Origin of the sequence: Pseudomonas sp. AD21, assembly GCF_002878485.1 — a bacterium.
In the GTDB taxonomy this organism is placed as follows: domain Bacteria; phylum Pseudomonadota; class Gammaproteobacteria; order Pseudomonadales; family Pseudomonadaceae; genus Aquipseudomonas.
The window spans coordinates 43862-55085 of sequence record NZ_NQYG01000037.1 but is presented as its reverse complement, the minus strand read 5'-3'; the positions used below and the strand labels follow the sequence as shown (position 1 = coordinate 55085).

14 protein-coding genes are annotated in these 11224 nt (G+C 59.4%); 7 read left to right on the top strand and 7 right to left on the bottom strand.

Annotation, left to right across the window (positions count from 1 at the left end; translation table 11 throughout):
• Window positions 1-126: 126 nt before the first annotated feature.
• Both PseAD21_RS20025 and PseAD21_RS20020 read right to left on the bottom strand, forming a co-directional pair.
• Entirely contained in the window at window positions 127-2097 is a 1971-nt protein-coding gene (locus PseAD21_RS20025) for a M48 family metallopeptidase (RefSeq protein WP_102357306.1), read from the bottom strand.
• A 22-nt stretch (window positions 2098-2119) separates the two neighbouring features.
• Complete coding sequence (locus PseAD21_RS20020) at window positions 2120-2716, bottom strand: LemA family protein (protein ID WP_102357304.1); 597 nt, start codon at window positions 2714-2716, stop codon at window positions 2120-2122.
• 211 nt (window positions 2717-2927) lie between these two features.
• Here PseAD21_RS20020 and PseAD21_RS20015 point away from each other — a divergent pair, with 211 nt between their 5' ends.
• Entirely contained in the window at window positions 2928-3236 is a 309-nt protein-coding gene (locus PseAD21_RS20015) for an RcnB family protein (RefSeq protein WP_102357303.1), read from the top strand.
• Window positions 3237-3245: 9 nt separating this feature from the next.
• Here the strand turns inward: PseAD21_RS20015 and PseAD21_RS20010 are convergent, their stop codons facing one another.
• Window positions 3246-4325, bottom strand: a complete 1080-nt coding sequence (locus tag PseAD21_RS20010; RefSeq protein ID WP_102357301.1) for a sensor domain-containing diguanylate cyclase — start codon at window positions 4323-4325, stop codon at window positions 3246-3248.
• A 163-nt stretch (window positions 4326-4488) separates the two neighbouring features.
• Between PseAD21_RS20010 and PseAD21_RS20005 the strand changes: the two genes are divergently transcribed.
• Window positions 4489-4827: an FKBP-type peptidyl-prolyl cis-trans isomerase gene (locus tag PseAD21_RS20005; protein ID WP_102357299.1), complete on the top strand. Its 339-nt coding sequence runs from the start codon at window positions 4489-4491 to the stop codon at window positions 4825-4827.
• Between the two features lie 3 nt (window positions 4828-4830).
• Here the strand turns inward: PseAD21_RS20005 and PseAD21_RS20000 are convergent, their stop codons facing one another.
• Together PseAD21_RS20000 and PseAD21_RS19995 are read right to left on the bottom strand one after the other, a co-directional pair.
• Window positions 4831-5673 carry an ABC transporter permease gene (locus PseAD21_RS20000; protein WP_102357298.1) on the bottom strand — a complete coding sequence of 281 codons (843 nt, stop codon included), beginning with the start codon at window positions 5671-5673 and terminating at the stop codon, window positions 4831-4833.
• A 60-nt stretch (window positions 5674-5733) separates the two neighbouring features.
• Window positions 5734-6720: an aliphatic sulfonate ABC transporter substrate-binding protein gene (locus PseAD21_RS19995; RefSeq protein ID WP_102357296.1), complete on the bottom strand. Its 987-nt coding sequence runs from the start codon at window positions 6718-6720 to the stop codon at window positions 5734-5736.
• 291 nt (window positions 6721-7011) lie between these two features.
• On the opposite strand from PseAD21_RS19995, the gene PseAD21_RS19990 reads away from it, so the two are divergent.
• The 3 genes from PseAD21_RS19990 (at window position 7012) to PseAD21_RS19980 (ending at window position 9342) form a co-directional block, all read left to right on the top strand.
• The gene (locus PseAD21_RS19990; RefSeq protein WP_102357294.1) at window positions 7012-7959 is read left to right on the top strand and encodes an ABC transporter substrate-binding protein; all 948 of its coding nucleotides are present in this window, start codon (window positions 7012-7014) and stop codon (window positions 7957-7959) included.
• A gap of 131 nt (window positions 7960-8090) precedes the next feature.
• Window positions 8091-8990, top strand: a complete 900-nt coding sequence (locus tag PseAD21_RS19985; protein ID WP_102357292.1) for a polysaccharide deacetylase family protein — start codon at window positions 8091-8093, stop codon at window positions 8988-8990.
• A gap of 109 nt (window positions 8991-9099) precedes the next feature.
• On the top strand, window positions 9100-9342 hold the full coding sequence (locus PseAD21_RS19980) for a DUF1652 domain-containing protein (protein WP_102357291.1): 243 nt from the start codon (window positions 9100-9102) through the stop codon (window positions 9340-9342).
• A 4-nt stretch (window positions 9343-9346) separates the two neighbouring features.
• Here the strand turns inward: PseAD21_RS19980 and PseAD21_RS19975 are convergent, their stop codons facing one another.
• Window positions 9347-9709, bottom strand: a complete 363-nt coding sequence (locus tag PseAD21_RS19975; RefSeq protein ID WP_102357289.1) for an NUDIX hydrolase — start codon at window positions 9707-9709, stop codon at window positions 9347-9349.
• Between the two features lie 223 nt (window positions 9710-9932).
• Here PseAD21_RS19975 and PseAD21_RS19970 point away from each other — a divergent pair, with 223 nt between their 5' ends.
• Window positions 9933-10130, top strand: coding sequence for a DUF2188 domain-containing protein (locus PseAD21_RS19970; protein WP_102357287.1), 198 nt, complete (start codon window positions 9933-9935; stop codon window positions 10128-10130).
• Between the two features lie 60 nt (window positions 10131-10190).
• On the opposite strand, the gene PseAD21_RS19965 is transcribed toward PseAD21_RS19970, so the two are convergent.
• Entirely contained in the window at window positions 10191-10430 is a 240-nt protein-coding gene (locus PseAD21_RS19965) for a hypothetical protein (protein WP_095136471.1), read from the bottom strand.
• 185 nt (window positions 10431-10615) lie between these two features.
• On the opposite strand from PseAD21_RS19965, the gene PseAD21_RS19960 reads away from it, so the two are divergent.
• Window positions 10616-10951, top strand: a complete 336-nt coding sequence (locus PseAD21_RS19960; RefSeq protein ID WP_102357285.1) for a hypothetical protein — start codon at window positions 10616-10618, stop codon at window positions 10949-10951.
• Window positions 10952-11224 lie beyond the last annotated feature (273 nt).

Below are 11224 nucleotides of genomic sequence, written 5' to 3'. Positions count from 1 at the left end.
ATGAAAATGTTGGATGTGCCGGCCTCTTCGCGAGCAAGCCCGCTCCCACGAGTTTGCGGGTTGACTGCAAATCTCGTTAACCGCACTGGACCGTGTAGGAGTGAGCCTGCTCGCGATGGCGTTGCGTCAGACGAAGCCAATGCCTGAAGTGCCGGCCCTTTCGCCTGCGCTCTCATTCTTGCTCGTTCCCGTGTCGGGCTCTGTGACCAGAAAGGGTGGCAGCGGGCAGTCGAGCAGATCCGCCACCGCACGAAACAACTCAGCTTCCGCCACGGTGATCACCCCGTCATGCATCACGCAGCGAGTCATGGCATCGAGCAGGGCAGGTCGCTCTTCGGGCATCAGGTGGCGCAGGCGTTTGATGGCGGCTTCGAGCCCCGCGAGCTCTTCCAGTTCGGCAGGCAGCTCTTGCGGCTGTGGGAACGGTAAGCCATCCCAGGCAAAGTTCAGTGCTTGCATTGCTACGGGCTGACTGTGCTGACCCGCGCGGGCCAGAGCGTTCAAAAGAACCAGCAGTTGTTCGGCGCACTGGAACAGGCCGAACTTGAATTGAACGGGTGGTGCACCTTCCACATTGCGCTCGACGATGCGCAGCAGCGTCCACTCCAGCAGCTCGGTTTCGTTGTCCGCCTCGATCAACAGGTTCAGGTTGCGCTTGACCTTGGCAAAGGTTTTTTTGTCGAGCTGGCGCAAACTTGGAATCGCCAGATCAAGCAATGGCAGGCGTAGGCCGGGATTGAGCTGCGACAGCGGTTCACTCAACAGTTTCAAGGACTCGTACACCGAACTGTCGGTGTTCGACTGCAGTGCATCCAGTTGGATACCCAACAGCGAAGCCGAGCGTGACAGCAGCAGGCCATACACGATGGCCTCGGCGCCTTCGACATTGCGGGCGGCGGCTTTAAGTGGCAGCGGAATGTCTGCCAGCACCCGCCGCGCTTCGATCAAGTGTTCGGTCTGCGGAGCGCCGATGGCCGCAACGGATGCCTGAACTGCATTCAGGTCATATAACACTGCCATGGCTGCGGCCGGCACGCCGCTGAAGGCGTCGGGTACGGGCAGCACAGCGGGGGCCTGCGGCTCGACTTTCGGTGCCGCGATTTTGATGAAGGTGCCATCCCATTGTGCATCGACCCGGCGAATGCGCTCACTCAAGTCCGGGTGGGAAGCCATCAGGTCGAAACTTGAGGTGCCCGAACCGAAATACAGATGACTGTATTCTTCGGCGTGGGCGGCGTTGAGGGTGGCGCCCAACTCATAGCCGCCGATTTTCTTCAGGGCTCCGGCAATGCTCTGTGGGTTGCGGGTGTATTGCACCGCTGTGGCATCAGCCAGAAACTCCCGTTGCCGGCCGATCGCGGCCTTGATCAAGTTGCCGAAATACGTCCCTGCAAAACCTGCAATGCACAGAACAAAACCGATCAGTACCGTCACACCGACAAGCTGGTTGCGACTTGCCGGGGTTTTACGGACACCTTCGGTGCCGCGCAAGATCACGCTGCCCGTCAGCCCGAGTACCAGAATCCCGTGGACGATGGCCACCAGTCGGGTATTCAGGCGCATGTCACCGTTATAGATGTGGCTGAACTCATGAGCTATCACCCCTTGCAACTCTTCACGGGTCAGCAGATTGATTGCACCCTGGGTTACGCCGATGACGGCGTCCTGGGGTGTAAGTCCGGCAGCGAAGGCGTTGATGCCCAAGTCCGGCAGCAAATACACCGAGGGGACGGCGGTGCCTGAGGCGATGGCCATTTCTTCCACCACGTTAAGCAGTCGCTGTTCTTCCAGCGTCTGCGCGCTGTGATTGATCAGGCGACCGTCGAGGCGTCGTGCGATCACTTTCCCGCCGTCGGACAGCTCTGCATATTTCGACAGACTGCCCAGCAGTACGATGCTGACGATCACTCCCGAAACGGTTGCGACCAACAGCCAGTCCAGTTCCAGATCCATCAGGACTTTGCCGTCGCCATCCTCGACTGGAATTGTCATCAGCACGCAAGAGACCGCGATCAGACTGACTACGGCAAAGATCATCAAAAAGATAAGCAGCACGGTGCGGCGCTTCGCTTGGCGCTGTTGTTCAAAAAAATTCATGTCGCCATCCGTTGGCAGGGAGTCAGAACGAAACCTTTGGTGCTTCCTGAATGGCCGCACTATCCGCAAACGTCAGCGGGGATGCGTCAGCGCCGTGGCCGAACAAAGGCGCGAACAACGCTGCCGGGAAACTCTGCTTGAGGGTGTTGTAGGCCATCACCGCATCGTTGTAGGCCTGGCGAGAGAAACTGACTTTGTTCTCGGTGCTGCTCAGTTCTTCACTCAGCTGCTGCATGTTTTGCGAGGCCTTGAGATCCGGATAGGCCTCGACAGTGACATTCAGTCTGCCCATTGCACTGCTCAAAGCGCTGTCAGCCTGACCGAGTTGGGCAATGTTCTGCGCATTGCCCGGCTGCGCCTGGGCCGCCTGAAGCCCCGCCACTGCACTGTTGCGTGCGGCAATCACGGCTTCCAGGGTTTCCCGCTCATGGGCCATGTAACCTTTGGCGGTGCTCACCAGATTGGGAATCAGGTCGTAGCGACGTTTGAGTTGTACTTCGAGTTGCGCGAAGGCATTTTTGATCTGGTTGCGTCGAGCGACGAGGGCATTGAAGAGCTTGATGGCATAGAGGGCGAGAAGCCCGACAACGACCAAAACGATAACGAGGGTGCTGTTCACGGTGATGTCCTTGTTCACACGGTGGAATGAGGCGCGGCATCTTAGCGCAAAAGCACACGGTTGAGCCCGGATCCTGTGGGAGCGAGCCTGCTTGCGAAGGCGGCCTGTCTGCCCACTACAATCCCCCGGCCAGCCCAGGCAAAAAACAAGGAATGATTCCGCGACTCCGCAGTCGGAGTTCAGGTATCACATCTCTGAAGGAGGTTCACCGATGAACAGCAAAACCCTAATCGCCAGCCTGGCCCTCGTTGCCGGCATTGCCGGGATCAGCCCACTTGTTCAAGCGGCGCAAACCTCAAGCGAACCTGCCGTCCAGTCCCCGACCAGCGACCGCGAATTGAAGGTCAACGACCGTGCTCCAGACATTTATCAGCGCAGCGAAAAAGCCTTGAAAAACTGGAAACAGAAAGGCTTGAAGGCACCGGTCGAACAGGCGCAGTGGGTGCAAATCAACGACAAGTACGTGATGGTCATGATCACCAACGGCACCATCGTCGAGATGCAACCTGTCGAGCGTTAATCCCCGAACTCAAAGGCCCTGCGCATGCAGCCGTGCAGGGCTCTCACCCCCCAACCGATACTGATTATTCCCACTGCGCTTGGCCTCATACATCGCCAGATCGGCAATGTGCAGTAGCCGATCCATGGTCGGTGCATGATCGGGAAACACCGCCACCCCAAGGCTGGTGCCGATGTGGCGCAGATCGTTGCCGATGCTGATGGGCGGGGACAGTTCGATGAAGATTTTCTGGCAAATGCTGCGGGCTTCGTCCTGCAGGTTGAGGCTCGGTGCCAGGCCTTGCAGGATCACCACGAACTCATCGCCGCCGATGCGCGCGACGGTGTCGGTGGCGCGCAGGATGCGTTTGAGGCGGGTGGCGGTGGTGATCAGCACACGATCGCCGGTGGCGTGGCCGTAGTGGTCGTTGATGTTTTTGAAGCCGTTGAGGTCGACGAACACCAGCGCCACTCGGGTATTGGTTTGTCGCGCCTGATCCAGTGCTTCGGACAAGCGTTCTTCCAGCACCAGGCGATTGGGTAAACCGGTCAGCGGGTCGTAGTGGGCGAGGTGTTGGAGATAACTGGCCGAGGCTTTTTCTTCGGTGATGTCGCGCACTACCCCCATCATTTTGATGACTGCGTCGTGGTCGTTGCGCACCACGTTGCCGGTCTCGCGCAGCCAGCGAATCGTGCCGTCGGGCCAGACCACGCGGTATTCCTCATCATGGTTTTCGCCGGTCTCCAGGCAACGCAGTTCACCTTCGCGCACACGTAGGCGGTCGTCTGGATGCACGCAGGAACAGAACAGCGCATAGGACGGCGTGATCTCGCCGATCTTGAACCCGAACATGCCGTAGATCGCGTCTGACCAGTACAGCCGATCGGTGTCGACTTCCCAATCCCAGGTGCCAATCCGCGCAAAGTACTGACTGCGTTTGAAACGCTCGGCGTCGTTGTCCTGATGGATGCTTCTGCCTTCAGTGGCGCGGGTCAGCAGTTCTCGGAATTCAGCCAACTGACGGCGCAAATCGCGTTCGCGCAAAACCAGTACGACAATCACGGCAAGCATGACAATGCCAATGGCAAGGCTGACCCAGAGTTGAATCATTGGGGCTTTGCCAGCATGACGAGAGGATCCGTGAAGTAATGGCGGTTGGCTATGTTAATGCTTCGTCACTCACTTCGGATACAGCGTTGATCTGCGTTTGCGGGTTGCCAATCATCGCCAATTCTGGGAAAACGGCCGCCAGCTGAACAATAGAGTGAATGTCATGAATGATGAACTGCAGGTAATCGATCTCCAGGTGGGCGAGGGCAAGGCCGCCGTCAAAGGCGCGCTGATCACCACCCATTACACCGGTTGGCTGGAAGACGGCAGCGAGTTCGATTCTTCCCACAGCCGTGGCAAACCCTTTCAGTGCGTGATTGGCACCGGCCGGGTGATCAAGGGCTGGGATCAGGGACTCATGGGCATGCAGGTGGGCGGCAAGCGCAAGCTGCTGGTGCCGGCGCATCTGGGTTATGGCGAGCGGACAATGGGCAAGATCCCGCCGAATTCGAATCTGCTGTTCGAGATCGAGTTGCTGGAGGTTTTGACGCGGGAGGATTGAGGATCACGCCTTCGCCTCTTGGCCGGTGAACGTGTCGCGCCAGGCCAGCCAGCGGCGCTCCAGCAGCGCAAGCAATCCGTCGCTGAGTTTGCCGAGCAGGGCGAGCACGATGATTGCCGCCAGCACGATGTCCGGCCGCGAAGTTTCACGTCCGTCGCTGAGCAGATAACCCAGGCCCTTGGTCGCAGCGATCAGCTCGGCGGCCACCAGAAACATCCATGCCAGGCTCATGCCGCTGCGCAACCCGGTGAACAGGCCGGGGAGGGCGGCGGGCAACAGAATCCGCCGAACCAATTGCCAGCGGCTGAAGCCATAGATGTGCCCGACCTCCACCAGTTTGCGATCGATGTTGCGAATTGCCGCGACCACGTTGACGTACACCGGAAAGAACGCACCGATGGCGATCAGCACGATTTTCGACGTTTCATCGATGCCCAGCCACAGCAGCAACAGCGGCACCCAGGCCAGACTCGGAATCGAGCGCAGGGCGGCGAACGTCGGTTCCAGATACGCCTCGGCCTCGCGGCTCAGGCCGACCCAGGCGGCAAACACCAGCGCCAGGCTGGCGCCAATCGCAAACCCGAGCAATACGCGAATCAGGCTGGCGCCGATGTGTTTCCACAAGGCCCCTTCGGCGAGGTCGGTGAGGGTCAGGGCGATCTCGCTGGGGGCGGGCATCTGGTAGGACGGCAGCCAGCCGATGCGCACGATGAACTCGAGTGCGACCACGATCAGCAGCGGCAGGGCCAGACCTTTCAAGCGCCGTCGCCACGTTGGGTTGAAGGGGATAGGGCGCGGCCTCGACAAGCTCCGAGGCGCGGGCAGTTCGTTACTGCGAGTGGTCATACGTGGGCTCCGCTCACCGCGAATCCGCGTCGGGCACGGCGTCGCGGGAAGTCTGTTCGATTACTGGCGGGCGACGGCTTGCTGCACGCCACTGTCGAGCAACTGATCGATGACTTGATCGACATTCACTCCACGCCGTACCAATTCCTCGGAGACCAGAATCGGCGCCGCCGCCTTGGATGCCTGCACGTCGTTGGCGGTCAGCTGCGGGTTGCTCAGGTCAGTGCGCGACAGCTGCAGTTTGGCCACGTCCAGCGGCAGGCCGGACTCTTTGGCGAGCAGGGCGGCGAACTCGTCGGGGTTTTTCAACGCCCATTCCCGCGCCTGCTCGTAGGCTTTGATCACGGTGTCGATGGTCTGCGGATGTTCCTTGGCGTACTGCTCGGTGACGCTGACCACGCCATAACTGTTGAACGCCGGGTTGCGGTACAGCAGGCGCGAACCGGCCTGCACCTGGCTGGCGGCCATGTGCGGGTCAAGGCCGGCCCATGCATCGACGTCACCCTTTTCCAGCGCGGTGCGGCCGTCCGGGTGTTGCAGGTGGACCAGTTCCACGTCGTCTTTTTTCAGCCCGGCCTGTTGCAGGCTGCGCAGGGTGAACAGATAAGGATCGGTGCCTTTGGTGGCGGCGATTTTCTTGCCCTTGAGGTCGGCGACACTCTGGTACGGCGAATCCTTGCGCACCACCAATGCGGTCCATTCGGCGCGGCTGTAGACATAGACCGATTTGATCGGGCTGCCGTTGGCGCGGCTCAGCACGGCGGCGAGGCTGGCGCTGGAGGCGAAATCGACGCCGCCGCTGTTCAAATATTCCAGCGAACGGTTACTGCCCTGGCTGAGCACCCAACTGACTGTGGTCTGCGGCAGGGCTTTTTCGAGGAAGCCGAAATGCTTGAGCACCAGGCTCACGGGTGAGTAGTAGGCGTAATCCAGATGAACCTCGGCGGGCGCGGTTTCTGCAGCGTGGGCCAGCGGTTGCAGGCTCAGTGCCATGGCGCTGGCGACCAGCAGCGTTTTGAGTCGGGAAAGCGGTAAGAACGATGTCATGGGGCGCTCCGGCAAAGGCACTGTTTTTATGTCAAAAAAGATATTTTTATCGAATGCTTCCTGCATGAATGGAATATTGCAGGCTCTGTGCCATGTGCGCCGAAGCCCGTGTTTACGGGAGTTGGAGCAGATTTCACGGTGTGAAACTGTTGCCGGAACAACAGTGTGCCAAGGCACTGTTGCGCAGCGAACAGTGAGTATTCAGGGTGCTGAGCTTATGCATTAATCGAATTTAAAAGTGCTCAATCAAGAGCGTTATGGTCTATGCAAAATCCCATTGCAGGACCCGCCATGAAGCGCTTCCGATTCCTCCGCACCACATTGATTGCTGGACTGTTCGCCGCACCATTTTCCTACGCCGCTGAGCCCTTGGTTCTGCACGTCGGTGATCAGAACTACTACAACATCCGCGCCTCGATAGAAGCCTCCGGTGTATTGAAAGACGCGCCTTACCGCGTCGACTGGAAGCATTTCCAGGCTGCGGCACCATTGGCCGAGGCGTTGCAGACCGGGTCGCTGGATCTGGGCTTTCTCGGGGATTCCGGTTTCCTGTTTCTCGCCGCCAAACAGGCACCGGTGAAATTGATCGGTGTGTCGCGGCAGAACCCGGACACCATCGCGCTGCTGGTGCCGAAAGATTCACCGGTGAAAACCATCGCCGATCTGAAGGACAAGAAGGTCGCTTACTGGCCCGGGGCCTGGAGCCAACAATTGACCTTGCGGGCGCTGGAGCAGGGCGGTCTGCCGGAAAATTACGTCGACTTCGTCAAGTTGATGCCGATCGATGCGGCGGCTGCGTTGCCACAGGGCAGCATCGACGCGTTCCCGGTGTGGGAACCGTACATCTCCCAACAAATCGTATTTTCTGGCGCGCGGTCGATCCTCACCGCGAAAAACCTGATGCCGGGCCTCAGCGCCATTGCGGCGTCGGCGCCGTCAATCGACAGCAAACGCGAAGCAATCGCCGATTTTCTCCGGCGTTTGAAGCAGGCTCGGGTCTGGGTCGACAGCCATACCGACGAGTACGCTGACGTGTGGGCGAAGAAGGCCAACCTCGATCAGCAGGTGTCGCGGCACTGGTTGCGTCAGGCGCACATGACGATCGGCCCGGTGGATCAACAGGCCGCAGCCGACCTGCAAAGCACTGCGGATTTCCTGTTCAAGGTCAAGGCATTGCCGTCGCCGCTGGCCACTGCCGGGATCATCGATACCTCGTTTCAACAGGCACTGGCTGACTGAGCGAGCGCCGGAACCAAACCCTGTGTACCCTATCCAAACCTGGCTCGCGAAGTCGGGCGCAGGGATGGATCAGGGCGAGGGAGTTTTGCCAGACGACAACAGGACCGCAATGGTCAGGTGCAAGGCAAAACATGAAATACGCGTTCAACCTTCTCTGTGCAGCGGCCATCGCGCTTGGGCTGGCCGGCTGCATTGCGGCGCCCATCGAGATGACTGCGCAAACCGCAACCCGCCTCAAGGCCCAGGCCCCGGTGCGGTTTCTGCTGACGTTTGATGACGGCCCGAGCGCTTCGAGCTTCTGGAACCCGTCGGCGACGGTGCTCGACAGCCTCAAGACCAACCCGGTGCAACCGGACATCAAGGCGGTGTTCTTCGTCCAGACCCGTGCGCCCCGGGCCGGCAACAGTGAGATCGGGCGCGGCATCATGCGTCGCGAGCACGCCGAAGGACACATCCTGGGGTTCCACACCGCCACCCATTGGCACACCAATCATCGCTTGCTCGACCCACAGGAATTGGAGCAGTCATTGACCAACGGCACGGCGGATATCGCCGCGATCACCGGGGCTGCACCGGTCCTGCTGCGGCCGCCGTTCTGGAATTACGACAAACGCACGTTCGCCGCCTATCAGCAGCACGGTCTGCACGTGTTATTGACCGATCTGAGCGCCAACGACGGCAAGATCTGGGGCTTCAACGCCAGCCCCAGGCGGCGGGCGAACATGCTGCGGCAGCTATCGGAAGTCCGCGAACGGATTGCCCTCGGCGAATTTCCCACCGTGGACGGGGTGATTCCGGTGGTGGTGACCTTTCATGACCTCAACCGCTATACCGCGCGACATACCCGCGAATACCTGCAAATCCTCCTCGACAGTGCCGCAGCCACTGGCGTGAGGCTGGCGGACAAACCGTTTTACGATGATCACGCGGCGCTGGAGAAGGCAGCGCTGGCACGCACGGTTCAGCAAAGTTCGGAGCCGGTGCAGCTACCGGGAATGTGGAACTGGGTCTGGGACCATGACGCGCACTGAGACTGCGTCAGAAGTGTGATCGGGTTGGCAGTTGCCGGGACAGCAGGTCAGCGCAGGCTCATCTATGCTCAACGGGTCGACCGACTCATCGCCTGCGAGGCGTGCGCCCATGCTAGCCATTGCCGACATTTGCCGGATAGTCGAATCCGGCTTTCCGCCACTTGAGTGCGAATGCACCCAAGTGGAGCAGGGACTGTTGCGGATCAAGGTTTACGAACCAGACTCCGGACGGGTCGAGTTGTTGCTCAATGGTGTGTCGCCGGAACACCTGGTGACGATCCGCGATATTTCCAACTTCATCGGCGAATTGCGCACGGAAATGAGCGCCGGACGCCGAGCGTTCGCCGGTTGAAACCTCACAAACGCCGCTGAAATGCCTGCACGATGCGCAGCGTTGCGTCGCTGGTGGGCAGATTCTGCACGGCATCCAGCGGATGCCAGATGCATTCGGTGATCTCGTTTTGCGGGCGCAATTGCTCAAGGTCCGGCACCGAGGCCTCGTAGACATGATGCTGGGTGCTGCCGCTCTGCAACTCCATCAAGTACAACATCTGCTCGGCAGCCAGTGCGGTTTCTTCCTGCAGCTCGCGCGTTGCCGCCCCGACTTTGGTTTCTCCGGGCTCGACCTTGCCGCCGGGCAATGTCCAGCGGCATCTGGGTTTTCGCACCAGGAGAACGTGTCGATCCTGCTCGCAAATGACGGTGGCGCGTACTTTCATCTGTTACCTTTTTGCGGCATGTCACAAAAATGAAATAAAACTGCAATATTCGAGCCGGCCCACGGATTAAAGGTTCCGTCGGGGTTTTGAGCGTCGGATCGAACAGAAAGTGCCAGCACCTTGGCGCATCGCTCTCGCGACACCCGGTCGGCACACCGCTGGCAGCAGGGTGTAAGGTAAAAAGGTAAGGCTGAATCCATCGCTGGCAGAAAAGGAGGTGCCCATGAGCATTCCTGTACTGAACAAGATGCACATGAACGGCTACGACGTACTCAGCGTAAACAATGGCCCATGGCGGGTTTGTACCCAGGGCGACCGGCTTGCGTCGTTTGGTAGCAGAGAAGAGGCGCTGGCTTACGCCGCCGCGTTGCCGGGTTACAAACAACGCTCGGCGCGGGCGCGAAGTCACACCGCAAGTTGAAGTCAATGTAACGAAAGAGCCCCGGTGATTGCCGGGGCTTTTGTTGAGGGGCGGGTGTTGTCAGTGAACTTTGGTTCGGCTGATGGAGCGCGTCTTCACTTCTTTGGCATATAGCTGCAGCCGCTCTTCATCGCTTTGCAGCACCTCGCAGGACCTGAGCACGGCTTGGGCATCCGCTTCATTGCCGCTCTTGCGCAGTTGTTCGGCAATGCGTTTGAGGTCGACCGCTGACCATCTCAGATCCGATGCAACAGCCTGCAGGTCGCGCTGAAGTTCGTGTTCGTATTCATTGAGCCGCATGATCACCTCCGGAACATTCTCGGTAGAAAAGAGTAGCCGCATTTTGGGTCGATGATGCACAGCTCGTCTGCCACTGGGCTGAATGGATGTAAATATTTGTCCAAATGCCCCGTTGACGCGGTGCCACGATGGATGTGCACCCAGTTACACGGTACATTCGCTTTTTTTCAGATCAGGGAAACACCATGCGGATATGGATCGGGAGTTTGGCGTTGGCATTGCTGGCAGGTTGCTCATTGCCGGCGTCGCTGGTACCGGGTGAACCGAATCTCAGCAAGACCAGCACCAAGGCGCCTAAAGACTATGCCGCGTGCTTGTTGCCGTTGTGGCAGCAGGACATTCCGAAGACCACGCAGACTTCGATTTCCAACGGCTATCGCATCACTGCACCGAGCATCGTCACTGCTGACGAGATTCTCGACGTCATCAAATACAAGGACGGCAGCCGTGTCTCCCTGTATCAGGGACCGCCGTGGGCCAAGTCCGGGTCGTTGCGCAAATCGGTGCGTGACTGCCTGTAACGCACGGCTTCAGTGACCAAAGCCAGCTACAAAAAGGCAGAAACCGGAGCAACGGTTTCTGCTTTTTTTTGCGTTTTGCGGGGGTTGCTCAGTCTGTAGCCCCCGTCATCTGGATGCTGCCATGCGGCGGTGCTGATGGTGGCGGACAAGGGCGCGGATGCCGCCCAGCGTCAGACGCCTCTTTTATGGCCCGGACGGCAAACTGCTAGCCAAGCCCCTCGTTAAAGGGCCGAGTGCGCCGCCTCCGCTAAAGCGCCAGTACAGGGATTGACT